At 72.6% G+C, this 24207-nt stretch carries 22 protein-coding genes; 10 read left to right on the forward strand and 12 right to left on the reverse strand.

Features of this window, described 5'->3' with window-relative positions:
* Window positions 1–280: 280 nt before the first annotated feature.
* Window positions 281–787: a GNAT family N-acetyltransferase gene (locus tag BJ981_RS23800; protein ID WP_204069994.1), complete on the reverse strand. Its 507-nt coding sequence runs from the start codon at window positions 785–787 to the stop codon at window positions 281–283.
* Between the two features lie 1755 nt (window positions 788–2542).
* Here BJ981_RS23800 and BJ981_RS39340 point away from each other — a divergent pair.
* Both BJ981_RS39340 and BJ981_RS23810 read left to right on the forward strand, forming a co-directional pair.
* The gene (locus BJ981_RS39340; RefSeq protein WP_204069993.1) at window positions 2543–3550 is read left to right on the forward strand and encodes a helix-turn-helix transcriptional regulator; all 1008 of its coding nucleotides are present in this window, start codon (window positions 2543–2545) and stop codon (window positions 3548–3550) included.
* Between the two features lie 285 nt (window positions 3551–3835).
* On the forward strand, window positions 3836–4390 hold the full coding sequence (locus BJ981_RS23810; RefSeq protein WP_184613901.1) for a hypothetical protein: 555 nt from the start codon (window positions 3836–3838) through the stop codon (window positions 4388–4390).
* Between the two features lie 138 nt (window positions 4391–4528).
* Here the strand turns inward: BJ981_RS23810 and BJ981_RS23815 are convergent, their stop codons facing one another.
* The 5 genes from BJ981_RS23815 to map form a co-directional block, all read right to left on the reverse strand.
* Window positions 4529–6244, reverse strand: a complete 1716-nt coding sequence (locus BJ981_RS23815; protein ID WP_184613902.1) for a thiamine pyrophosphate-requiring protein — start codon at window positions 6242–6244, stop codon at window positions 4529–4531.
* Between the two features lie 111 nt (window positions 6245–6355).
* Window positions 6356–7000 (reverse strand): response regulator, encoded by a 645-nt coding sequence (locus tag BJ981_RS23820; RefSeq protein ID WP_184613904.1) that lies wholly within the window; start codon window positions 6998–7000, stop codon window positions 6356–6358.
* Window positions 6991–8208, reverse strand: coding sequence for a sensor histidine kinase (locus BJ981_RS23825; protein WP_184613907.1), 1218 nt, complete (start codon window positions 8206–8208; stop codon window positions 6991–6993). Before BJ981_RS23825 ends, BJ981_RS23820 begins: the two co-directional genes overlap by 10 nt.
* Window positions 8195–8833, reverse strand: coding sequence for a DedA family protein (locus BJ981_RS23830; RefSeq protein WP_184613909.1), 639 nt, complete (start codon window positions 8831–8833; stop codon window positions 8195–8197). Before BJ981_RS23830 ends, BJ981_RS23825 begins: the two co-directional genes overlap by 14 nt.
* A gap of 108 nt (window positions 8834–8941) precedes the next feature.
* The gene (map, locus tag BJ981_RS23835) at window positions 8942–9790 is read right to left on the reverse strand and encodes a type I methionyl aminopeptidase (protein WP_184613911.1); all 849 of its coding nucleotides are present in this window, start codon (window positions 9788–9790) and stop codon (window positions 8942–8944) included.
* 74 nt (window positions 9791–9864) lie between these two features.
* Between map and BJ981_RS23840 the strand changes: the two genes are divergently transcribed.
* On the forward strand, window positions 9865–10047 hold the full coding sequence (locus BJ981_RS23840; RefSeq protein WP_184613913.1) for a hypothetical protein: 183 nt from the start codon (window positions 9865–9867) through the stop codon (window positions 10045–10047).
* A 15-nt stretch (window positions 10048–10062) separates the two neighbouring features.
* Here BJ981_RS23840 and BJ981_RS23845 read toward each other — a convergent pair whose 3' ends face one another.
* A complete protein-coding gene (locus BJ981_RS23845) occupies window positions 10063–10359 on the reverse strand; it encodes a CBU_0592 family membrane protein (protein ID WP_184613915.1) in 297 nt (98 codons plus the stop codon).
* A 284-nt stretch (window positions 10360–10643) separates the two neighbouring features.
* Complete coding sequence (locus BJ981_RS23850) at window positions 10644–11228, reverse strand: hypothetical protein (protein ID WP_204069992.1); 585 nt, start codon at window positions 11226–11228, stop codon at window positions 10644–10646.
* Window positions 11229–11323: 95 nt separating this feature from the next.
* On the opposite strand from BJ981_RS23850, the gene npdG reads away from it, so the two are divergent.
* The 3 genes from npdG to BJ981_RS23865 are packed head-to-tail and all read left to right on the forward strand — an operon-like array spanning window position 11324 to window position 14168.
* A complete protein-coding gene (gene npdG / locus BJ981_RS23855; RefSeq protein ID WP_184613919.1) occupies window positions 11324–11995 on the forward strand; it encodes an NADPH-dependent F420 reductase in 672 nt (223 codons plus the stop codon).
* Window positions 11996–12054: 59 nt separating this feature from the next.
* Window positions 12055–13242 carry a trans-sulfuration enzyme family protein gene (locus BJ981_RS23860; RefSeq protein WP_184613921.1) on the forward strand — a complete coding sequence of 396 codons (1188 nt, stop codon included), beginning with the start codon at window positions 12055–12057 and terminating at the stop codon, window positions 13240–13242.
* A 2-nt stretch (window positions 13243–13244) separates the two neighbouring features.
* Entirely contained in the window at window positions 13245–14168 is a 924-nt protein-coding gene (locus BJ981_RS23865; RefSeq protein WP_221315290.1) for a serine/threonine dehydratase, read from the forward strand.
* Window positions 14169–14260: 92 nt separating this feature from the next.
* Here BJ981_RS23865 and panB read toward each other — a convergent pair whose 3' ends face one another.
* Window positions 14261–15112, reverse strand: a complete 852-nt coding sequence (gene panB / locus BJ981_RS23870) for a 3-methyl-2-oxobutanoate hydroxymethyltransferase (RefSeq protein ID WP_184616359.1) — start codon at window positions 15110–15112, stop codon at window positions 14261–14263.
* A 328-nt stretch (window positions 15113–15440) separates the two neighbouring features.
* Here panB and BJ981_RS23875 point away from each other — a divergent pair, with 328 nt between their 5' ends.
* Window positions 15441–17000 carry an MFS transporter gene (locus BJ981_RS23875; RefSeq protein ID WP_204069986.1) on the forward strand — a complete coding sequence of 520 codons (1560 nt, stop codon included), beginning with the start codon at window positions 15441–15443 and terminating at the stop codon, window positions 16998–17000.
* Between the two features lie 7 nt (window positions 17001–17007).
* Window positions 17008–17622, forward strand: a complete 615-nt coding sequence (locus BJ981_RS23880; RefSeq protein WP_184613922.1) for a TetR/AcrR family transcriptional regulator — start codon at window positions 17008–17010, stop codon at window positions 17620–17622.
* On the opposite strand, the gene BJ981_RS23885 is transcribed toward BJ981_RS23880, so the two are convergent.
* Complete coding sequence (locus BJ981_RS23885; protein ID WP_184613923.1) at window positions 17619–19409, reverse strand: NAD+ synthase; 1791 nt, start codon at window positions 19407–19409, stop codon at window positions 17619–17621. The two genes, BJ981_RS23880 and BJ981_RS23885, sit on opposite strands and share 4 nt — an antisense overlap.
* Before the next feature lie 44 nt (window positions 19410–19453).
* Window positions 19454–20023: a TetR/AcrR family transcriptional regulator gene (locus BJ981_RS23890; protein ID WP_204069985.1), complete on the reverse strand. Its 570-nt coding sequence runs from the start codon at window positions 20021–20023 to the stop codon at window positions 19454–19456.
* 204 nt (window positions 20024–20227) lie between these two features.
* On the opposite strand from BJ981_RS23890, the gene BJ981_RS23895 reads away from it, so the two are divergent.
* Window positions 20228–21652 (forward strand): MFS transporter, encoded by a 1425-nt coding sequence (locus BJ981_RS23895; protein ID WP_184613924.1) that lies wholly within the window; start codon window positions 20228–20230, stop codon window positions 21650–21652.
* Window positions 21653–21659: 7 nt separating this feature from the next.
* Here the strand turns inward: BJ981_RS23895 and BJ981_RS39345 are convergent, their stop codons facing one another.
* On the reverse strand, window positions 21660–23075 hold the full coding sequence (locus BJ981_RS39345) for a BTAD domain-containing putative transcriptional regulator (protein WP_307837790.1): 1416 nt from the start codon (window positions 23073–23075) through the stop codon (window positions 21660–21662).
* A 419-nt stretch (window positions 23076–23494) separates the two neighbouring features.
* Between BJ981_RS39345 and BJ981_RS23905 the strand changes: the two genes are divergently transcribed.
* Window positions 23495–24139: a CatB-related O-acetyltransferase gene (locus BJ981_RS23905; RefSeq protein WP_184613928.1), complete on the forward strand. Its 645-nt coding sequence runs from the start codon at window positions 23495–23497 to the stop codon at window positions 24137–24139.
* Window positions 24140–24207 lie beyond the last annotated feature (68 nt).

Genomic DNA, 24207 nt, shown 5'->3' on the forward strand with positions numbered 1-24207 from the left:
GAGCCCAGGTGTCTCCGGTCCCCATATAAGGGGAACCGGTTTTAGATACGTGACCGTGAACGATTTCTCACGGGGTCCAGCATATGCGGCCGGAGCGTGCGGCGCGGGGGTGATCAGGGGCTTTCGCGCGTGAAAAGACGTGCGTGCGGGCGTCGCGCGGTGGGGGAGTGCCGCCGGTTGCTTATGCGCGGTGGTCGGCGCTCGGGACGGCTCCGGTGCGTGCAGTAATGAAATGGTCTGAAAAGTCGGTATATCGCGGGCTGAAATCCGGGGTGGTCCATCAAAGATCGCGGCGCATGCACACGCGCGGCCATCGGTCCAGCCCCTGCGCGGCCTCCTGACGGCGCAGCGCCCGCAGGCCGGGGGTCAGCTCGCCCTCGTCCAGGGACCAGAACCCGCAGCGCTCGTAGTAGGGCGCGTTCCACGGCACCCGCGCGAAGGTGATCAGCGTGAGCGCCGGGAACCGCTCGGCCCGCGCGTAGGCGGCGGCGTGGTCGATGAGCGCGCGCCCGAGACCCCGGCGCGCCGCGTCCGGATGGACCGAGACCTGCGCCAGATGCAGGTTGCCGTCCACGACCTCGGCGATGAGGTAGGCGAGGGGACGATCCTCGGCGTCGGGCCGCACCCACGCCCGCCCCGCCCCCTGGTACCCGGCGAGGACCTCCAGGGAGAGCGGCTCGTCCTCGGCGACCGACGGCATGCCGATCTCGCGGAAGAGCCGCCCGGCGGCACGCTCGATGTCCTGAAGCACGGGGAGTTCGCCGACGGCGGCCACGCGAATGCTCACCGGATCATTGTGGCGGGAGTGAGCCCCGCTGAACAGCGATATATCCACTGCCCCGACCTCCTTTCGGACAGCCACCTGACCAAGCTTCCCGGCCCCGGCTCCGACAGCCGGGACATGACGACGTACCCGCTCCCCCAAGGGCCGCTCGGCGCCGGCCCGGCGCCGCCCCTGCCCCTGCCCCCGGCTCGCGGATCCTGGGGATCACCGCGCCCCCACCCATGAACTGCGTACCTTCGCCGACAGGCAGCGCGGCGCGGCTGGTGCGGGGGGAGAGTCCGGGTTCGCGGCGGCGGGATGAGGTTTCCCGCGGGAGGCGGCCGGTGGCGCGCGGCCTGCGGCGATCCCCCCGTGACCTCTTGGAGTTCGTCTTGCATGCAGGGAGGAGAATCTGCCGGCTGGGGTTGTGTGATCCCACCCGTACCGCGCCGTCGTGGTGGCTCACCGCGCTCCCACCCATGAACTGCCGGCCTCCGGCGATCGGAAGGATGGCCCGGTCTGTAAGGGACGAGAGGCCGGGGTTTGCGGCGGCAGGTCGGCGCTTCTCCATGGGAAGTAGCTGGTGGTATGCGCGGCCTGCGGCGATGCCGCCCGGCGATCTCTGCGAGTTCGTCTTGTGTGGAGGGGGGAGGGTTTGTCGGCTGGGGTTGTGTGATCCCACCCGTACCGCCCCGTCGTGGTGGCTCACCGCGCTCCCACCCATGAACTGCCGGCCTCCGGCGATCGGAAGGGCGGCCCGGTCTGCGGCGATGGAAGGACGGCCCGGCCTCCGGCGATGGAAGGACGGCCCGGTCTGCGGTGATCGGAAGGGCGGCCCGGTCTGCGGCGATGGAAGGACGGCCCGGCCTCCGGCGATGGAAGGACGGCCCGGTCTGCGGTGATCGGAAGGGCGGCCCGGTCTGCGGTGATCGGAAGGGCGGCCCGGTCTGCGGCGATGGAAGGGTGGCCCGGCCTGTCCGATCGGAGGGGCCGGGCGTGCGTGGCATGAGCGGTGCTCACGGTCTACGGCGGTGACAGCGGTGCTTGCGCCTGCGGGGACAGAAGTGGCGCTTCTCGGGGTAGGGGGTACTGTGCCCGGCTGCGGCGTGTGGGGGAGCCCGCTTCCCGATCCTTCGAGCTCGTCTTGGGCTGATCTGCTGACCGCTCGGACCAGGAGGGCGGGAGGAAAGCGACGGGGGCGGGGCCCGCTGTAGGCGGGGAGCCATGGGTGGGAGCGTGGGGTCGGTTCACGCCGGAGGCCGGGAGGCCATGGGTGGGAGCGCGGTGAGTGACCACGACGGCGTGGTACGGGTGGGTTCACACAACCCCAGCCGATAGGCCCTTTCCTTCCGCAGGGTTGAGGCCCTGGCCGGTGCCGTGGCGGTATGCCTGGGGCGGTGCTGTCGGGGAGGGGCGGGGCGGAGACGAAAAGATAGCTCTCGTCGACGGCGTGATCTGGCGGGTCGGCTGGGCTCTGGTGGCCTTGACTCATGGTCGGGATTATCGAGTCAGCGCATGCGGAGCGTAGCCTTTCGTTTCCGGAGCGAATTGGTGCGTTCTAATCACTGTCTTCGTCGTATATCCGCAGGCAGGGGGTGTGGTGGTGGCTTTGGGGGGTGTCTGTGGTGTGCCGACGGTGAAGGTGAAGGATATCTTAATGGCAACCAAATTCGATGAAATGATGACACGGCAGGGCCCAGTCAGGAAGGCTCACTCCGGGCCCGATCCTTGCGGGCACCGCGTGTTTCGGCGGCGCCGCAGTCAGTCATGGGAGGACGAGTGTCCGTGCCTCGTTCGCGCTCCGGGTTCTCGCCGGAGGTCGCCGCGGCGCTGAGCCAGGCCGACCGCGGAATCCGCGCGCGCATGGGCGATCACTATGCGCTGTTCGACTACTGGCGCTTCGCCATGAGCACGGTCTGCACGGTAGACGCGTTCTATGTTGGCTTTTACCGGGACAACCGGAAAATCGTATATCCTTACACCTTCGACGTGACGCTGCCCGTGAAGCAGTACGTCCCTCCGGAGGTGTCCGGCTACGGGCCGAAGGGGCAGGCGGCCTGGATTCTCCGGCACCGGCGCGCGTACACCTTCGCCGAGGACAACGGCGCCCTGCTGCACAACGGGGCCGCGTTCGGCGACGAGAGGCGCGCCTCGGCGGACGCCGTCACGATCCCCCTCTTCGAACGGCGCGACGGCGGGCTGGCCGTCATCGGGCTGGCGTCGATGCAGTCGTACAAGGCGGGGGTCTACAGCGGCGAGCACGTGCGCGCGTTCGAGTGGACGGCGCGGTCGGTGGCGACCGTGCTCGCCCGGGAGCGCGAGGACGCGCTGGACCGCGACGAACTCGCCGTGCCGGGGGCCGGTTCCGAGACGGGGCCGCCCACCGTGATGGACGTGGTGCAGGACGTGTCGGCCATCCTCGCCGCCCTGCACGCCGGGATCTGCGAGCTGGAGGAGGCCGCCGCGCTGGAGGGGTCGCCGCTGCTCGGCCGGGTCCGCAGGCTCAGGCGGCGGTGCGAGCAGGGGCAGACCGAGACGATGGACATCATCGCCCGCCCCTCGCTGCACGAGGAGAACCTGCTCAACTCGCTGTCCTCCAAGGAGCGGGAGATCGCCTTCCTCATCGCCAGGGGAGGGATGACGAACAAGGAGATCGCCGCCCGTGTTTTCGTCACCGAATCGACCATCAAAGGCCACGTCTCGCGGATACTGCGGAAACTCGGCGTCGAACAGCGGTCGGGCATCGCCGCCAGGCTCGGGCATTTCATCGAAGAACCTCACCGGTAAGGCTTCTTACCGTCGGACGCCACGGTCAGGATCCGCCCGGGCCGCCCGGCCCGGCCGCGTTTCCGCACGTTGGGTTCACCGGTGTTCGCGCGCCGGGCGCCGGCAGTACTTAGTACTGGGGGCGTCCCCGGAAAACCCGACGCGGATGTGGACGCCGCAGATGATCCGTGGGGATATGGTCCTTATGTCTAAAGGGAGGGTTTGTCCGAACCTGCCGGTTTTCTTGGCATACGTACGTGCCGTATGCCGGGGCCGGACGGCGCGGACACAGGCAAGGAGCCGGCTATGGAGGGGTTGACCATCGCCATCCTCCTGGTCACGCTCGTCTTCGGAGTCCTGGTCTCCTGGCTTCACCGCCAGGGGATGGCGGCGCGCGAGCGCGTCTGCGAGGAGTTCCCCCTCGCTCCGGACCGGGCGATGCGGATCACGTTGGAGGCGGGTCTGACGACGCGGGAAAGGCTGTTGGGGAAGGCCGTGCCCGTCCAGTGCACAGGGAAGGGGATGAAGGTCGCGTTCGCCTGCCGGGCGGGGGTGATGAGCTTCGAGATCAGCGGGCTCGGTCACGCGGCGGGAAGCCGGGTGCTCGCGCACGCCGAGGATCTGGCCGTCATCCGGCTGCCCGAGGTGGGGGGCCTCGGGGCGTCGGCGACGAACGTGGTGTACCTGAAGGGAAGCCTGGCGAGGAACCCCGCCAGGCTGCTCCGCCGGCGCGAGCGCGTCTTCCGCGCGCTGGAGCGGGCGGCGCGACGGCAGGACGACCTCGCCGACGATCGGCGCGTGGGGAGACGCGTCAACGTGGGCGAGGCGGCCGCGGATGAGGTGACACCGCGGGCGCGGTGACACCGATCAGGTGACCCCGTCGTTCCGGTGGCGTTGTCATCGGGCGGCGTTGTCATCGGGTGGCAGCGTCGTCGAGGTGGCGTTTCGGGGGCGGGGTGCGCGTCCGGGAGTCTCGTCCCGGGCGTGCGCCCCGCCGGCCTAGTCGGGCAGGACGCGGACGTCGATCACCGCGGAGCGGCCCGACTCCACCGACTGCAGCCCCCGGCGCAGCGCGGGGACCAGCTCGGCGAGGGCCGTGACGGTCTCGCCGTGGGCGTGGCAGGCGCGGGCGACCGCCGCGAAGTCGGGCGGCGCGGCGAACCGGGTGCCCTCGGCGTCGCCCCGGGCGGCGGACAGGCCCTCGGGGAACAGCTCGAAGACCGGCAGCCTGCTCGCGCGGTACCCGTTGTTGTTCACCACCACGGCCATGATCGGGGCGTTCGCCTCGGCGGCCAGGCACAGCGCCGCCGTGGGCACGCCGAACATGAAGCTGCCGTCGCCGACCACGGTCACGACCCGGCTGCCCGGCGAGGCCATGCGGACGCCGACCGCCCCGGCCAGGCCCCAGCCCAGGCCGGGCGTCCCCGCGCCGTACATGGTGCCGGGCAGGGTGCGGTGCAGGGTCTCGTGCAGGGCCCCCGCGCTGGTCACGGCCTCCTCGACCACCAGGTCCTGAGGGACGAGCACCTCGTTGAGCGCGGTGAACACCTCCTCGACGGTGATGTGGCCGCCGGCCGGGCGGGGGGCGGCGGACGGCGGGGGCGCGCCGGCGCCGGAGGAGGCGTCGGCGGCGAGGCCGGGCCGGTCGTCGGCCGGGGTGAGCCCGAGCTCCTCCAGCCGCACGGCGATCTGGTCGAGGGCGGTGGCGCCGTCGGCGGTCACCGCGAGGTCCACCGGGAACGTCCACAGCGGCATGTCGGTCTTCAGCGGGTCGGCGTCGATGTGCACGATCGTGGCGTCGTCCCGGGGACGGGTGACCTTGGGGATCCACGGCACGTCGGCGTCGGCGACGAGGATGAGGTCGGCCTCCTCGACGGCCCGCCGCGCGTCCGCGGCCGAGAGCACGTTCATCGGATGGGAGGTCGAGATGTTGACGCACCCGCTCTCGGCCAGGTCGACGACGCGCACGCCCGCGAGGTCCGCGAGGCGGGTGACGGCGCGGAAGCCGTCGGGGCGCCTGCCGGTCTTGGCGGTGATCAGCAGGGGGCGCTCGGCCGCCACCAGCCGCTCGGCGATCCACCGCACGGTCTCGGCGTCGGCCGCGGGAGGCCGGGGGACGGCGTAGCCGGTGGTGCGGCCGGGCTCGCGGGCGGGCGGGTCCATCAGCACGTCGCGCGAGACCATCAGGTAGGCGGGGCCGGGCAGCCCGCCCGCCGCGACCTGCACGGCGCGCCCGATCGCCCGGGCCAGCATCTGGGGCCGGGTGATCTCGGTCACCCATTTGGCGTACGCGCGGACGGTCCCGGCCTGGTCGGGCACGTCCTGCAGCCAGTGGATCGGGGTGGACCGGCCACCCGGGGCGTCGGGCTCCTCGCCGTAGGGCGTCTTCCCGGCGATGACGATCACACCGGCCCGGTCGCGCAGGGCGTTGTGCATCATCGCGCCGAGGTTCTGCGTGCCGACGTCCACGTGGACGAACACGCACTGCGGGCGGCGGGTGACCTGCCAGTACCCGTGCGCGGCCGCCAGCGCGACCGACTCGAAGGAGCAGGTGACGATGCCGGGGATCGTCACGCCCGCCTTCTCCAGCGTGGCGGCGGCCTCCTGCAGGGGCGCCGAGTCGGTCCCCGGGTTCAGGAACAGGTGCTCGACGCCGTGCTGCGCCAGCAGCCACAGCAGGTGCTCCGCGGTCGTCGCCGGCCGGAAGTCGTCCACGCGGTGTCTCCTCGTGTTGGGCGGCGTCCGACGCCGGCATCGACATATAGGAAATCCGATCGTATGTGATCGCTCCCTCGGACGTCAGGCCCGGTCGGGGCTTCGGCCCCGTCAGGACCCGAGGAAGCGCAGGACGGCGAGCACCCGGCGGCTGTACCCGGTGACGTGGGAGAGCGCCAGCTTGTCGAAGATCGCGTTGACGTGCTTCTCGACCGCGCTCTGCGAGACGAACAACTGCGCGGCGATCGAGGCGTTGGTGTAGCCCTGCGCCATGTGCCCGAGCACGTCGCGCTCGCGGGGCGTCAGCGTGGCCAGCGGGTCGGCGTGCGTGGTGCGGGCCAGCAGCCGCCGCACGACCTCCGGGTCGAACGCCGCGCCCCCGGCCCCGACCCGTTCCAGCGCGTCCAGGAAGTCCGACACCTCGGCCACCCGGTCCTTCAGCAGGTAGCCCACGCCCGCCACGTCGCCGCCCATCAGCTCGGCGGCGTACTTGCGCTCGACGTACTGCGACAGCATCAGCACCGGCGTGCCCGGCCAGCGCCGCCGGATCTCCAGGGCCGCCCGCAGCCCCTCGTCGGTGTGGGTCGGCGGCATCCGCACGTCGGCCACCACGATGTCGGGACGGCGCTCGGCGACGGCCGCGAGCAGCGCGGCGGCGTCCCCGACGGCGGCCTGCACCTCGTGGCCCTCCTCGGCGAGCAGGCGCGCCAGCCCCTCGCGCAACAGGGCCGAGTCCTCGGCCAGGATCACCCGCATGGCAGCTCCGCGGTCACGGTCGTCGGCCCTCCGGAAGGGCTGTGGACGGCGAGACGCCCGTCCAGCGCCGCCACCCGGCGCGCGAGCCCGGACAGGCCGCCGCCCGCGGGGTCGGCCCCGCCCCGTCCGTCGTCATGGACCCGCACGACCAGCATTGTGCCCGCACGGGCCAGGCGGACGGTCACGAGCCCGGCCCCGGCGTGCTTGGCGGCGTTGGTGACCGCCTCGCACGCCACGAAGTACGCGGCCGTCTCCAGGTGCGGCGCGGGCCGCTCCTGGAGCTCGTAATCGACCGTCACGGGGACGGCCGCGCGCTCGGCGAGCGTCGCCAGCGCCTCCTGCAGACCCAGCGAGTCCAGCCCGCTCGGGTAGGCGCGCCAGGCCACCTCGCGCAGGTCGCCGATCGCGGCCCGCGCCTCCTGGTGCGCCTGCGCGAGCAGCGCGTCCAGCAGCTCGGGCGAGCGGCCCCGGCGCGCCCGCCCGATCAGCACCGCGAGGGCGACGAGGCGCTGCTGCAAGCCGTCGTGCAGGTCGCGCTCGATGCGCCGCCGCTCCTGGTCGACGGCCGCCACCACCCCGGCGCGGGTCTGGGCAAGCTCGGTGATCCGCCGTTCCAGCCGTTCGGTCGGGCTCGGGCCGAGCAGGCGGCCGGCCAGTGCGCGGTCCAGGTTGAGCACCCCGATCATGCCCATCACGTCCAGGAACAGCAGCAGGGCCGCGGCGGTGCCGAGGTACAGGACGATCCAGGGCTTGGGCGGGATGCCGTCGAGGGTCCCGCCGGTCAGCCAGGCCACCGCCATCTGCCCCACCGTGGCCGCGCCGAGCACCAGCAACAGCAGCACCGCGCCCCCGAGCAGGCCCACCGGCCAGCGCGCCGCCACATAGGCCAGCGGCCGGGAGCCCCGGGGCGGCGACTCCGGCAGGCCCCGCGCGCCGCAGAAGCGCAGGCGCCGCAGCTCCAGCGCGGCCAGCCGCCAAGCCGCGCCCTCCAGCGCCCGCCGGGCCGCGCCCCGTCCTCGCGGCCCTCCCGCGCGGACCGGGACGGCGGCGGCCCCGGCCAGCGCGCAGGCCAGCTCCGCGGGCGCGGTCACCGTGCCGAGCGCCAGGCCGGCGACCAGCCGCACGGCCCGCCGGGCGGCCCGCAGGACCGCCCGCCGGTCCCGCGCCGCCCCCGGGTCCGCGCCGTCCGGCTCCTCAGCGAGCCCCATGCCTGCCTTTGCGCCGCTCGGCCAGCCGCACCCACACGAACACGGCCACGGTCAGCGCCACCGCGCCGACGACGACCTTGCTGAGGATCCCCGCGTAGGTCTCCACCAGCGACCAGTTCTCGCCCAGCAGGTACCCGGCGACGACGAACGCGGTGTTCCAGATCAGGCTCCCCAGGGTGGTGAGCAGGGTGAACGGCACGATGGGCATGCGCTCCACGCCCGCGGGCACCGAGATCAGGCTGCGGAAGATCGGGATCATCCGCCCGAAGAACACGGTCTTGCGGCCGTGCCTGGCGAACCACGCCTCGGATCTCTCGATGTCGGACACCTTGACCAGCGGCAGGCGGCACGCGATGGCCACCACGCGGTCGCGCCCGAGCAGCGCCCCCACGGCGTACAGGGCCAGCGCGCCGATGACCGAGCCCAGCGTCGTCCACACCACCGCGTCCAGCAGGTCCATGTCGCCCCGGCTCGCGGTGAACCCCGCCAGCGGGAGGATCACCTCGCTCGGCAGCGGGGGGAACAGGTTCTCCAGCGCGATGGCGAGCCCCGCCCCCGGCGCGCCGAGCTGTTCCATGAGTCCGATCGCCCATCCGGCGACCCCGTCTACGGTCGTCGTGTTCATGCCCGAGAGGCTATGCAACACCGGACAAATCCGGGCATGAGGCGCACCACCCGCGTCCCGACGGTGCTCCACACCCCGGCACTGCGGAAAACCGCACCCCGCGCGGCGTCAGGGCAGCGTGAGGATCTCGCTCCCGCCGTCGGTGACCACGATGGTGTGCTCGAACTGCGCGGTGCGCCTGCGGTCCTTGGTGACGGCGGTCCAGCCGTCCGGCCACAGGTCGTACTCGATGGTGCCGAGCGTGAGCATGGGCTCGATCGTGAAGGTCATGCCCGGCACGAGCGTCACGGCCAGCGAGGGATCGTCGTAGTGCGGCACGATGAGGCCGGAGTGGAACGAGGTCGAGATGCCGTGGCCGGTGAAGTCGCGCACGACGCCGTAGCCGAACCGCTTGGCGTAGGCGGAGATCACCCGGCCGACGATGTTGAGCTGCCGTCCGGGCGCCACGGCCTTGATCGCGCGCATCATGGCCTCGCGGGTGCGCTCGACCAGCAGCCGGGACTCCTCGTCCACCTCGCCGACCAGGAAGGTGGCGTCGGTGTCGCCGTGCACGCCGCCGATGTAGGCGGTGATGTCCACGTTGACGATGTCGCCGTCGCGCAGCACGGTGTCGTCGGGGATGCCGTGGCAGATCACCTCGTTGATCGAGGTGCACAGGGACTTGGGGTACCCGCGGTACCCGAGCGTGGAGGGGTAGGCGTCGTGGTCGCAGAGGAACTCGTGCCCGACGCGGTCGAGCTCGTCGGTGCTGACGCCCGGCGCGACGTGCCGGCCCACCTCTTCCAGGGCCTGGGCGGCGATGCGGCCCGCGACGCGCATGCGCTCGATCGTCTCGGGCGTCTGGACGTCGGTCTCGCCCCGGCGGGGCTGCTTGCGGCCGACGTACTCCGGCCGCTCGATGTGGGCGGGAACCTTGCGGGTGGGCGAGAGCCGCCCTGGCCGGAGCGTTGTCGTCATGCGGCAAGTCTAGTTCCGCCCCGGTAGGGCAGGATCTGAGTGGACGGCGGGCGCGCAGCGGCTGAGGAGGGCGTATGAGCGGCGGCCAGTGGTGGTTCTGCCTCAAGCACACGAGGGTCGAGCCGGACAAGGGATGCCCCGACAAGCACCGGATGGGCCCCTACGCCACCGAGGGGGAGGCGGCCGCGGCGCTGCAGACCGCCGCCGCCCGCAACGCCTCGTGGCGCGAGGACGACAAGGAGTGGAACGGCGACTAGAGGGCCCCGGGGCGCTCAGCCCCGGCCTCCCCCCGAGGAGCGCCCCCGCTTCCAGGGCCTGGCCGCGATGATCCGCGTCAGCGCGAGCACGCCGATCCCGCACCAGACCAGGTTGAGCACGGCCGACGGCCAGGCGAAGTGGTAGGCGGAGTTGACCATCAGCGCGACCGCGCCGCCCAGGTTGATGAGCTGGTAGGCCAGGCCGCCGCCCGACATCTTCGCCATGGACAGCATCGCGTAGGCGTACAGCAGCGCGGCGGCGCCGAGCATGCCGAACGCGTCGATGAGGTAGGAGACCACCGAGGACTCCATCTCAGGCTTTCCCGAGACGGACGGTCGCCGGCGCCGCGCCGGAGTCGCGGCTTGAGACCCTGCGGTACAACCGAGCTCACCCCAATCAGCGAAGAGGTCGGTTTCCTGTCGGTCATGCCGCTGACCGGCTCGTTCTCCAGGCTACGCCCCCCGGGGCCCGGGGCCGCGGCGCCGCCGGGGCAGGGATGCGACGCGGGCGGTGAGGCTTCAGAAGCGAGCGGAACGCATTGCCATTCCGGGTGAGGTTTTGCTCCCGATAAAGCTCGCGATATAGGGACAGATGGTCACTCGGGGACCCGCGGGCCGCTGACGCGCTCGGCCAGGCGGGCCAGCCGGTCCAGGAAGCGGGAGCGCGACCTCGGCGCCTCGCCCGCCGCCATGCTCACCAGATGCTGGGCGGCGTCGAAGGTGAACAGGCCCTCCTGCGGCGGCACGGCCAGCGCGTCGTGGGCGAGCCCTTCGAGGTCCGGGTCGCCGCCGTCCAGCGACAGGATCGTCGCCCCCGTGCGCCGCGCGTCGTCCACCCGCTCCAGCAGGGGCGCGGGCGCCTTGTGCTCGGTGACCACGAACAGGGTCTCGCCGCGGCGCGCCGCCTGGATGCGGTCCACGCCCACGGCCAGGTGCGGCGGCGCGCCGGGGGGCGGGGACCAGCGCACCAGCGTGGGGGCGAGCTGGGCGAGCCCGGACAGCCGGGCCTCGTCGCCGAGGTGGGCGGTGAGGTGCCAGGGCTCCTCCTCGGGGGTGCCGACCACGAGCAGCCCGCCCGGCGTGCGCGTCGCGCGCAGGGAACGCCCGAACTCGCGGGTGCGTTCGACCCAGCCGGTGGCGGAGAGCACCTCGCGCAGAAAGGTCACCGACGCAGCGTCCATGGGCTCCATGGTGCATCACCGCCCCCGCCGCCGTCCTGGTTAGCGGCACCTGGCATGATCTGGAGAATCGCACAGCACGTGAGGGGATGAAGATCATGGGGGATGAGGGTCTGGACGTCAGCGGCCTGTCCATCGGAATCCTCGGCGGCACCGGCCACCAAGGGATGGGCCTCGCGCACCGCTTCGCCGCGGTCGGCCACCAGGTCCTGATCGGGTCGCGCAGCGCCGCGCGCGCCCACGAGGCGGCCGAGAGCCTCGGCCCCGGGCTGCCGGTGCGCGGCGAGGAGAACGCGGTCGTGGCGGCCGAGTCCGACGTCGTCATCATCGCGGTCCCGTGGGAGGGGCACCGGCTGACGCTGGAGGCGCTGCGGCCCGTGCTGGCCGGCAAGATCGTCGTGAACTGCGTGAACCCGCTGGGCTTCGACAAGCAGGGCGCCTACCCCCTGGACGTCGAGGAGGGCAGCGCGGCCCAGCAGGCGGCCGCCATCCTGCCGGAGAGCCGGGTGGTCGCGGCGTTCCACCACGTCTCGGCGGTGCTGCTGCTCGACCCCGAGGTGTCCGAGATCGACCTGGACGTGCTCGTGCTCGGCGACGACCGGCAGGCCACCGACACCGTGCAGGCGCTGGCGGCCCGCATCCCGGGCATGCGCGGCGTCTACGGCGGGCGGCTGCGCAACGCCCATCAGGTCGAGGCGTTCACGGCGAACCTGATCTCCATCAACCGCCGGTACAAGGCGCACGCCGGGATCCGCGTCACGGACGTCTGACCCGCGGCCGGGCGATATCAAACTGACAAATCCGGCTTGAGCCGTACATCCTTGACAGCATGAGCGACCTCCACCCGGATACCCGCGCCGTCCACGTGCCGCGGCCGTCCCTGGACGGCAGCACCCCGATCGCGACACCCATCTACCAGACCTCGGGCTTCGCCTTCGACGACCCGGCCGTCTTCGCCGACGGCATGACCAGACCGGACGGCGCCTTCGTGTACGGGCGGCTCACCAACCCGACGGTCCGGGCGCTGGAGGACGCGGTGGCCGGCCTGGAGGGCGGCGTGTCCGCCGTGGCCGCGGGGTCGGGGATGGGGGCGATCAACTGCGTGCTGCTCGGCCTGCTCACCCCCGGCGACCACCTGATCGCCCAGCGGGCCCTGTACGGCGGGACCGCGTCCATGATCGCCGACCTGGCCCACCGGTTCGGCGTCGAGGTCACCTACGTCGACCAGGACGACCCGGCGGCGGTGCGCGCGGCCGTGCGGCCCCGCACCCGCCTGCTGTACCTGGAGACGATCGCCAACCCGATGACCCAGGTCGCCGACCTGCCCGGCATGTGCGCCGCCGCCCGCGAGGCGGGCCTGGTGTCGGTGGTCGACAACACCTTCGCCTCCCCGGTGCTGTGCCGCCCGCTGGAGCACGGGGCCGACATCGTCGTCCACTCCGTGACCAAGTACCTCAGCGGGCACAGCGACGTCCTCGGCGGGGTGGCCGTCTTCGCCGACGAGGCCCTGCGCCGCAGGGTGTGGTCCTTCGCCATCGAGCTCGGCGCCACGCTCGACCCCTTCGCCGCGTGGCTGACCCTGCGCGGCGTCCAGACCCTTCCGCTGCGCATGGCCCGGCACTGCGAGAACACCCGCGTGCTCGCCACCCGCCTCGACGAGCACCCCGCCGTCACGGCCGTCCACTGGCCGGGACTGCCCTCCCACCCCTCCCACGCCCTGGCCGCCAAGCTCCTGCCCGACTTCGGCGGGGTCTTCTCCTTCGACCTGGCCGGCGGGCGCGCGGCGGGGGAGCGGTTCATGGCCGCCCTGGAGCTGGCGCTGCTCGCGCCCTCGCTCGGCGGGGTCGAGACCCTCGTCCTGCACCCGGCCACCACCTCGCACCGCGCGCAGACGCCCGAGGAACTGGCCCGCTCGGGGATCGGCGAGGGCACCGTGCGCGTGGCCGTCGGCATCGAGCACGCCGAGGACCTGTGGGCCGACTTCACCCAGGCCCTCCGCCGGACGGAGACCCCGTGATCATGACGCGGGCGGAGGTGGAGCGGGCCGCCTCCCGGATCGCCGGGCACGTCCGGCGCACCCCGGTGGCCGAGGCCGCGCCGGGTCTGCTGCTCAAGCTGGAGTCCCTGCAGCACTCCGGGTCGTTCAAGGTCCGGGGCGCCTTCAACCGCGTCCTGGCCGCCGGGACCGTGCCCGAGGCGGGGGTCATCGCGGCGAGCGGCGGCAACCACGGCGTCGCGGTCGCGTACGCGGCCCGCGCGCTCGGCGTCCGGGCGGAGATCTTCGTGCCCGAGGTGTGCGCGCCGGTCAAGGTGGCCGGGCTGCGGGCGCTCGGCGCGCACGTCACCCAGACCGGCGCGATCTTCGCCGACGCCTACGAGGCGTCCGCCAAGCGGGCGGCCGAGACCGGCGCCCTGGAGGTCCACGCCTACGACCAGGCCGACGTGGTCGCCGGGCAGGGCACGCTCGGCCTCGAACTGCTGGAACAGGCGCGCCCTCTCGGAGGACTGGACACGGTGCTGGTCGCGGTGGGCGGCGGCGGGCTGGTCGCGGGCGTCGCGGCGGCCCTGGCGGGCGAGGAGCGGGGGCCGCGGGTCGTCGCGGTGGAGCCCGAACGCATCCCGACCCTGCACGAGGCGCTGGCGCGGGGAGGCCCGGTGCCGGTGGAGGTCGGCGGGGTCGGCGCCGACGCGCTCGGCGCGACCAGGGCCGGGCGCATCGCCTTCGACACCGCCCGCGCCCTCGGCGTGGAGGTCGTGCTGGTGGGGGAGGAGGCGATCGTCGAGGCGCGGCGCGCGCTGTGGCGGGACCACCGGGTGGCCGCCGAGCACGCGGGGGCGGCCGCGCTGGCCGCGCTGCGCGCCGGCGCCTACGTCCCCGGGCCGGGCGAGCGCGTCGCGGTCGTGGTCTGCGGCGGCAACACCGACCCGTCCACCCTGGCCTGACCCGGCGGGGACGCCGCCCGTCCCGTACGGGTGGCTGAGTGACCTGGCGACGGCCGTGCCGGGTGGGCACGGCCGTGCGCGGGGCGACGGGGTCAGCTGTAGCTGTGCTCCGGGGCCGGGAAGACGCCGGAGACGACGTCGTGGGCGAACGCGCGGACCGCGTGGTCCATCTCGCCTGCCAGGTCGGCGTACTTCTTCACGAACTTCGCCGGGTGCGGCGTGAGGCCCATGAGGTCCTGCCACACCAGGACCTGGGCGTCACAGGAGGGCCCGGCGCCGATGCCGATCGTGGGGACCGACAGGGCCGCGGTGACCCGTGCGGCCAGGTCGGCCGGGACGCATTCGAGCACGACGGCGAACGCGCCCGCGTGCTCCAAAGCCTTGGCGTCGGCCATGAGCTCGTCGCCCGACTGGCCCCGGCCCTGCACCCGGTAGCCGCCGAAGGCGTTGACCGACTGCGGGGTGAGCCCGAGGTGCCCGATGACCGGGATGCCCGCCGAGACGAGCAGCTCGATCTGCGGGAGCACGCGGCGGCCGCCCTCCAGCTTGACCGCGTGCGCGCCGGCCTCCTTCATGAAGCGCGCCGCCGTGGCGAGGGCCTGCTCCGGAGACGCCTGGTAGGAGCCGAACGGAAGGTCCGCGACGACCAGCGCGCGGGAGGAGCCGCGGACGACGGCGGCGGTCAGCGGCAGGAGATCGTCCACCGAGACCGGCAGCGTGGAGTCGTAGCCGTACACGACCATCGCGGCCGAATCTCCGACGAGCATGACCGGAATCCCCGCCTCGTCGAACACCTTGGCGGTCATGGCGTCGTAGGCGGTGACCATGGGCCACTTCTCGCCGCGTTCCTTGGCGGCGGCGATGTCGCGGACGGTCACCCTTCGCCCAGCCTGGCCGCCGTAGAGCGTGGTCGGCGAGCTGGGAATTCTCGACGTAGAGGACATCATGGATACCTCCAGGTCTCGAGGCGCCCCTGTGGCGTCCCCGGACGGTCAGATCATCGCACGGCTGACCGTTATGACAACACCCGGGCTGCCCACTACTCATCCCTCCACTCCCCGAGGGACGTCCTTTACCCGCGCCGGGGCCGTGCGCGGTGACCCCCTACGCCTCCCCAGGGCGCCCAGAGGGAACCGCCGGCGCCGCGATCCCGGCGCCCGTCGGCGCTAGCATTACGAAACGGGACTGTTGCGTATCGAATCGGGACCTTGTAGCGTGGCCCAGCGAAACGCATCCGTATCGAATTTCGTCTTACGTGTACTTGGGGGATTCGTGGAACACCCGACAGGTCACCCACGCCGCTGGCAGATCCTCGGCGTGATGGTGTTCAGCCTGCTGGCCGTGGTTCTCGACAACACCATTCTCAACGTGGCCCTGAAGGTCATCTCCGACCCCGACGCGGGGCTCGGGGCGTCGCAGAGCCAGCTCGAATGGGCCATCAACAGCTACACCCTTGTGTTCGCGGGGCTTCTGTTCACCTTCGGGGTACTGGGTGACAGATTCGGACGCAAGCGCATGTTGCAGATCGGGATGGTGCTGTTCGGCCTGGCGTCCCTGGCCAGCGCCTACGCACAGGATCCCGGCCAGCTGATCGCCGCGCGGGCGGCCATGGGCCTCGGCGGCGCCGCCGTCATGCCCGCGACGCTCGCGATCATCTCCAACGTCTTCGCGCCCCGCGAGCGCGCCAAGGCGATCGGCGTCTGGGCCGGCGGGGTGGGCCTCGCCGTCGCCATCGGCCCGATCGCCGGCGGCCTGCTCCTCGAGCACTTCTGGTGGGGCTCGGTCTTCCTGGTCAACGTGCCCATCGTGATCGTCAGCTCGATCCTGATCGCGCTGATCGTGCCCGACTCGCGCAACCCCGACAAGGCGCAGCTCGACCCGCTCGGCGTGCTGCTGTCCATCATCGGCCTGGTGGGCGTCGTGTACGGCATCATCAAGATCGGCGAGCTGGGCACCGTCGCCGACCCGCAGGTCTGGGCGCCCGCCCTCGGCGGCATCGCCGTCCTGGTGGCGTTCGTGCTGCACGAGCGCAGGACGGCGCACCCCGCGTTCGACGTGCGCTACTTCACCGTCCCCCGCTTCTCCACGGCCGTGGCGAGCGTCGGCCTGGTCTTCTTCGCCATGATGGGCGTGATGTTCTTCCTGGCGTTCTACCTGCAGCTCGTCCGGGGATACTCCCCGCTCGCCGCGGGCGCGCTCATGCTGCCGTTCGCGGCGGCCCAGCTCATCTTCTCGCCGCTCAGCGCCGGCATGGTCAGGCGCTTCGGCGGCAAGATCGTCGCCACCGTCAGCATGCTCCTGGTCGCGGCCTCGCTCAGCGCCTACCTGCTCGTGGGGGTGGACAGCCCGATCCTGGTGTTCGAGGTCATCGCCTTCGTCCAGGGCGCGGCGATGGCCAACATCGGATCCCCGGCCACCGAGGCCGTGATGTCCTCGCTGCCCCGCGAGAAGGCCGGCGTGGGCTCGGCCATGACGAACACCATCCGGCAGGTCGGCGGCGCGCTCGGCGTGGCGCTGCTCGGCTCGGTGCTCTCGGCGACCTACCGCGAGAACGTCGCCGGCACGCTGACCGTCCTGCCCGAGGGGGTGCGGCACGCCGCGGGCGAGTCGATCACCGCCACCCTCGGCGTCGCCGAGTCCCTCGGCGCGCGCGGCGCCGCGCTCATCGGGCCCGCCAAGGAGGCGTTCGTCGACGGCATGCACGTGACGGCCCTGTGCTCCGCCGCCATCGCGCTCGTCGGCGCGGCGGTGGTGGCCAGATGGCTGCCCGGCAAGGAGAAGCCCGTGCCGCCGGTGGCGCGGCCCGAGAAACCGGAACCGGCAGTAGTGTGATCGCACCATGGTGACGCAGCAGACGGGGCAGGCGGGACCGGTCCGCGCGCCGGGCCGCCCCCGCAGCGAGAGGGCCGAGCGGTCGATCATCGACGCGACGATCGACCTGCTGGCCGAGGGCACGAGCGTGGCGGAGCTGTCCATCGAGGCCGTGGCGGCGCGCGCGGGGGTCGGCAAGACCACCATCTACCGGCGCTGGTCCAACAAGGAGGACCTCGTCGTGGACGCGCTGGCCACCCTCAAGCCGCCGCTGCCCGAGCCGCTCGGCAGGTCGGCGCGCGAGGACATCGTCCGCCATCTGGGCGCGATGCTGCAGGAGACCCATGACCGGCGTCTGCGCTGCATCATGACCGTCGCGCTGAACGAGTCCGACCGCTTCCCGCACCTGGCCGAGCGGTTCCACGAGATCGCGGTCAAGCCCCGTCGCGACCTGCTGCGTTCCATCATCCAGCGCGGCGTCGACACCGGCGAGTTCCGCGCCGGCGTCGACGTCGAGGTGGCGATGGCCGCCCTCAGCGGCGCGATGCTGTTCTTCAGCAAGTGGCGCGGCAGCGGTGAGGAACTCCCCGACGACCTGGCCGAGCGCATCACCGGCCAGGTCCTGGAGGGGCTCTACGCCTAGGTGGCGGGCGTCTCGCGCCAGCGGTTGGTGATGGGCAGCCGGCGGTCGCGCCCGAAGTTCTTCGGGGTGATCTTCGGGCCCGGGGGGTACTGGCGGCGCTTGTACTCGGCCAGGTCCACCAGCCGGATCACCCGCGCCACCAGCTCGGCGTCGTGCCCGGCCGCCACCAGCTCGCCCTTGCCCATGTCCCGCTCGACGTAGTCGGCCAGCAGCCGGTCCAGCAGGTCGTACGGCGGCAGCGAGTCGGTGTCGCGCTGGCCGGGGCGCAGCTCGGCGCTCGGCTCCTTGGTGATCGAGTTCTCCGGGATGGGCGGCACGGCGAAGGGGTGCAGCAACTCGCCGCCCCGGCCCGCCTGGGCGTTGCGCCACCGCGACAGCTCCCACACCGTCGTCTTCAGCACGTCCTTGATCGGGGCGAACCCGCCCGCGGAGTCGCCGTAGAGGGTGGAGTAGCCGGTGGCGAGCTCGCTCTTGTTGCCGGTGGTCAGCACCAGGTGGCCGTGCTCGTTGGACAGGCTCATCAGCAGCATGCCCCGCACCCGCGCCTGCAGGTTCTCCGCGGCGAGCCCGTGGACGTCGATCTCCTTCTCGAAGGCGTCGACGATCCCCTCGATGGGCACCAGCCGGGAGTGCAGCCCCTGCCGCTCGACCAGCTCGCGGGCGTCGCCCACCGAGTGGTCGGAGGAGTGGCGCGAGGGCATGAGCACGACGTGGACGCGGTCCGGGCCCACCGCGTCGGCGGCGATGGTGGCGGTCAGCGCGGAGTCGATGCCGCCGGACAGGCCGAGGATCACCGAGCCGAAGCCGTTCTTGGTGACGTAGTCGCGCACGCCGAGCACCAGCGCCGAGTACACCTCCTCCAGGTCGTCCAGGCGCGGGGCCACGACGGGCGGCTCGGGGGTGTAGGCGGGCAGGGGCCCGGCCGAGAGCTCCAGCCGCTCGACGGTGATCGTGGTGCCGTCCTTGGCGTCCACCGGGAAGGCGCCCGGGCGGGCCGCGGGGTCGGCGGCGGGCAGCTCCAGATCGGTGACCAGCAGCTCTTCGCGGAACTGGTCGGCGCGCGCGACGAGCCCGCCGTCCGGGCCGACCACGATCGAGTCGCCGTCGAAGATCAGCTCGTCCTGGCCGCCGACCTGGTTGACGTACGCCAGCGCGCACCCGGCCTCGCGGGCGCGGTCGGCGCACAGCGCCAGGCGCACGTCGTCCTTCTCGCGCTCGTACGGCGAGGCGTTCGGCACCACCAGCAGGCCGGCGCCCGCCTCGGCCGCGGCCGACACCGGGCCGCCGTCCTGCCACAGGTCCTCGCAGACGGCGATCGCGACGTCGACGCCGTGCAGGCGGAAGATCGGCATGCGGTCGCCGCGCACGAAGTAGCGGTACTCGTCGAACACGCCGTAGTTGGGCAGGTGGTGCTTGGCCGTGCGGGCGACGATCCGGCCCCGGTGCAGCAGCGCGGCGGCGTCGAGCGGCGCACCCTTGGGCTGGCCCGGCCGGGGCGCCACGCCGGCGCGGTCGACGTAGCCGACGACGACCGGCAGCTCGCCGAGCCCTTCCTCGGCCAGCCGCGCGGCCACGGCCTCAAGGGTCGTGATCGAGGCGTCCACGAACGACGCGCGCAGCACCAGGTCCTCGACGGGGTACCCGGTCAGGAACATCTCGGTGAACACGACCAGGTGCGCGCCGCGGTCCGCGGCGCGGCGCGTCCACTCCAGCAGGGTGGCGGCGTTGGCGGAAAGGTCGCCGACCGCCGGGTTGGTCTGGGCGAGGGCTATACGCAGTTGTGGCACGACCTCCACCTTACGCGCGGCACTCCCGTGGCCCCGGGCGAGGATCAGCGCTGGGGGCGCAGGCCGTCCATCATGATCGTGAGCAGCAGTTCGCCGCTCTCCGGCGAGCGCTCGGTCGCCACCGCGACCGCGTGGCCCATGCGCAGCAGCTCCAGGCCGTCGAGGCCGTCGCGTACCTCCCCGGCCGCCACGGCGCGGGCCAGCAGGGTGTCCGCCGCCTGGCGCATGTAGGTGTGGCAGGCGGAGAAGACCTCGGAGCGGCCGTCCAGCGTGGACTTCAGCGCCTCGACCAGCCCGCGCTTGGTGTGGCTGTGGGCGACCAGGGCGCGCAGCCACTCGCGTACCGCCTCGCGTGGCGGGAGGCGGTCGGCGAACTCCGCGGCCTGCCCGGCCAGGCCCACCACGTGGTCGTGGTAGACGGCCTCCTGGAGGGCGAGGCGGGTGGGGAAGTGGCGGTAGAGCGTGCCGATGCCCACGCCGGCGCGGCGCGCGATCTCCTCCAGCGGAGCGTCCGGGCCCAGCTCGGCGAACGCCGCGTGCGCCTCGGCGAGCAGCCGCTCGTAGTTGCGGCGCGCGTCGGCGCGCATGGGGCGGGGTGCCGAGGTGGTGCTCATGGCTCTCTCGCAATGCGGACGGGTGGGCGAGGATCGCGCGCCCACATCACGACCTTAACCGATTGCCAACCGGAGGCAGCCTCCGTATAGTCACAAGCGGAGGAACCCTCCGATTGTCGCACGGGGTCGTTTTCCGCGTGCCCGTCGTTTCCGTCTTTTCCGTCTTTTCCTTTTCCCGACTTCCCGTCGTTTCGTGGAGCGTCCATGTTGACTTCGACCACTTTACGTGACCATGCGGATACGAAAGCGGCACGGCCGGGCGTCGCCCTGGCCGTCGTCGCCGGCACCCAGCTCATGATCGCGCTCGACGCCACCGTCGTGACCATCGCCCTGCCGCGCATCCAGGCCGACCTCGGCTTCTCCGCGACCGCCCTGTCCTGGGTGCAGAACGCCTACATGCTCGCCTTCGGCGGCCTGCTGCTGCTCGGCGGGCGCGCCGGGGACATCCTCGGGCGCAGGCGCGCCTTCCTGGGCGGCGTCGTGCTGTTCACGCTGGCCTCCCTGCTCGCCGGGCTCGCCACCGCCCCCTGGTGGCTGCTCGCGGCGCGCGCCCTGCAAGGCGTCGGCGCCGCCGTGGCCGGGCCGAGCGTGCTCGCGCTCATCGCCACCACGTTCACCGAGACCCGGGCCCGCGCCCGCGCCCTGTCCATCTATTCGGCCGTCGCCGGCGCCGGGGCGGCGGTCGGGCTCATCGGCGGCGGCCTGCTCACCGGCACCACCTCCTGGCGGTGGGTGTTCTTCGTCAACCTCCCGATCGGGGCGCTCGTCCTGCTGCTCGCGCCGCGGTTCATCCCCGAGACCGACCGCAGGCCGGGACGCTTCGACCTCGCCGGCGCGCTCACCTGCACCACCGGCATGACCGCCCTGGTCTACGGCTTCATCTCCGTCGCCGAGCACGGCTGGGGCGACCCGGTCTCGCTCGGCGCCTTCGCCCTCGCCGCCGTCGCGCTGGGAGGCTTCGTCGCGGTCGAGCGCCGCGCCCGCCAGCCGATCATGCCGCTGCGCCTGTTCCGCGCGCGCGACCGCGCCGCCGCCTACCTGGCCCAGCTCGTGCTCGCCGCCGCCATGTTCGGGGTGTTCTTCTTCCTCACCCAGTTCTTCCAGGCGGTGCTGCGCCTGGAGCCGCTCGCGGCGGGCCTCGCCTTCCTGCCCATGGCGGGCACGCAGTTCGCGCTGGTGCGCGTCGTCCCCTCGCTGATCCCGCGTCTCGGCGCCAAGACCCTCATGGTGACCGGCGCGGCCCTGGCCGCCGTCGCGATGGTCCTGCTCACCCGGCTCTCCGCGGACACCGCGTACTTCCCCGGCATCTTCGTCCCGCTGCTGCTGCTGGGCATGGGCGGGGCGCTCGCCTTCCTGCCCCTCAACATGACGATCCTGTCCGGCGTCGCGCCCGCCGACTCCGGCGCCGCCTCCGGCCTCGCCCAGACCATGGTCTGGGCGGGCGGCTCCCTCGGCTCCGCCGTCCTGGTCACCATCCTCGCCTCCTCGTTCCGGCACGCCGCCGCCGCGCCGCGCGAGGTCCTGGCCGCCGGCATCGCGCACTCCTTCGCCGGCGGCACCGCCTTCGCCGTCTGCGGCCTCCTGGTGACGCTCCTGCTGAGCCGCCGCCCGCGCGCGACGGACGGCTGACGCCGGGCTAGGCGCCGAGATGGGTGCCGGGGCTGATCAGGCCGGACTCGTAGGCCAGGATGACGAGCTGGGCCCGGTCGAGCAGGGCCAGGCAGTCGAGGATGACGGCCAGGGACGTGGCCACGTCGGACTCGGGGACGGCCAGCGTCGTGGCGATCTCCTGGTTGGTGAGACCGCGGGCCACGAGCTTGACCAGGTCGAGGTCGCCGTCGGACAGGCCCTTCAGCCCCGGCGGGACGGCCGGGTCGCCGCGCCCGGCGAACCCGGCGATCAGGCGGGTGGTGACCGCCGGGTCGATCAGCGCGTCGCCGTCCGCCGCCGCGCGGATCGCGGCCAGCAACTGCTCGGGGGGCGAGGTCTTCAGGATGAAACCGCTGACGCCCGCCCGCAGCGCCGCGTACAGGTTCTCGTCGGTGCCGAAGGTGGTCATCATGATCACCTTCGGCGGGGCGGCGTCGGAGAGGATCCGGCGGGCGGCGGCCAGGCCGTCCAGCCGGGGCATGGAGATGTCCATCAGCACCAGGTCCGGGCGGGTGCGCCGGATCAGCGCGATCGCCTGCTCGCCGTCCTGCGCCTCGCCCACCATCTCCAGGCCCGGCTCGTTCTCCATGATCACCCGCAGGCCGGTGCGGACGAGGGCCTGGTCGTCGGCCACCACCACGCGCAGAACCGAGGTCTCCGGCGCCGGCGCCTCCACGGGGGCGGCGTCCGGCGCCGGGGTGTTCAGGTGGGACGCCTGGGCGAGGATGTCACGTTCCAGCCGCTGGAGGGTCGGGCCGAGGTCCAAGCCGAGTTCCTCGCGCAGCAACGCGCGCGCCCGGCGCAACGCCCCGAGCGCGTCGCCCTGCCGTCCCGCCCGGTACAGGGCCAGGGCCAGCAGGCGCCACGCCTCCTCGCGCAGCGGGTGCGCCGAGGCGTGCGACTCCAGGTCCGGGATCAGCGCCGAGGCCCTGCCGAGCCGCAGCGCCGCCTCGGCGCGCTGCTCGATGGCGAGCAGGCGCAGCTCGTCCAGGCGCATCGCCTCGGCGGCGGCCCAGGGGAGGTCGGCGAACTCGGCCAGCGCCGGGCCGCGCCACAGCCCGAGCGCCCGCTCCATCCGGTCCAGCACCGCGGTGGGGTCGCCGCCCTGCTCGGCGCGGACCAGGTTCTCGAACAGCCAGCTGTCCACCGTGTCCGGGTCGGTGCGCAGCGCGTACCCCGGGGGAGCCGAGACCAGCACCGCGGCCTCCTCGCGCGGCGCCCGGTCCGGCTCCAGCGCGCGGCGCAGCCGCGAGACGTAACCCTGGATCGTCGAGAGGGCCTGGGACGGCGGGTCGCCCGGCCACAACTCGTCGATCAGCACGCTCATGGGCACGGACCGCCCGCCCGCCACCAGCAGCCGCGCCAGCACGGCCTGCTGGCGTTGCCCGCCCAGGTCCAGCACTGAATCATGATGAAGTACCTGAAAGGGCCCAAGAGCACGAAATTTCAACATCGCAGCGCATAGCGTAGGGCCAAACCCCCCTCCCCGTACGCCACCACCCCATGCCGTTGCCCATCCGTGAGCTTCCCTCACAATTCCCCGGCCGCCGTCGGCCCATCCGAGAGTGCGCATCGGCGGGACGGCGGGGGATGAGCCGGCGTGTCGGCGGCTCGCACTGACAAGCGTTCGGTTCGATCGACCAGAGCTGCTGGGTGGGCCGACGGCGGCTGACCACGACGGACCCGCACGGTGGGTCTCTGACCTCCTTGATTACAATCCTGGACCATCGACTTCTCTGTGCCGCACCTCAAGGTGCATGGCGACGAGGCCGGACTTTCTCCGACGCCACCGACATCTCTTCCGAAAGACGGCGATTCGTGATGCCCGTTCCTCCCGATCCGACCGTGGTGCACCCCATGCCCGGGCAGCCCCGGGTCGTGCTGCTCAAGCCGCTGGTCACCTCGCCGCTGATCGAGGTCGGAGAGTTCTCGTACTACGACGACCCCGATGATCCGACCGCCTTCGAGACCCGTAACGTGCTGTACCACTACGGGCCGGAGAAGCTGGTGATCGGGAAGTTCTGCGCGCTCGGCGAGGGCGTGCGGTTCCTCATGAACGGCGCCAACCACCGCATGGACGGCCCCTCGACGTTCCCCTTCCCGATCATGGGTGGCTCGTGGGCCGAGCACTTCGACCTCATCACCGGCCTGCCCGGACGGGGTGACACCGTGGTGGGCAACGACGTCTGGCTCGGCTACCGGTCCATGGTGATGCCCGGCGTCCGCATCGGCCATGGCGCGATCGTCGCCTCGGGTGCCGTCGTCGTCGAGGACGTGCCCGACTACGGCATCGTGGGCGGCAACCCGGCCCGGCTCATCCGCCGCCGCCACAGCGACGCCGACATCGAGCGCCTCCTGGCCCTGGCCTGGTGGGACTGGCCGCTGGAGCTCGTCACCGAGCACCTCCGCACGATCATGTCCGGCACCGTCGACGAACTGGAGAGGGCGGCCGCCGCGCAGCGGTGAGGCGGTGCGCCGTCGTCCGTTCGCCTTCGACACCAGAATCGAGTCGTCAGCATGCCGGTTCCGTCCCA

This window comes from Sphaerisporangium krabiense (assembly GCF_014200435.1).
Lineage (GTDB): Bacteria > Actinomycetota > Actinomycetes > Streptosporangiales > Streptosporangiaceae > Sphaerisporangium > Sphaerisporangium krabiense.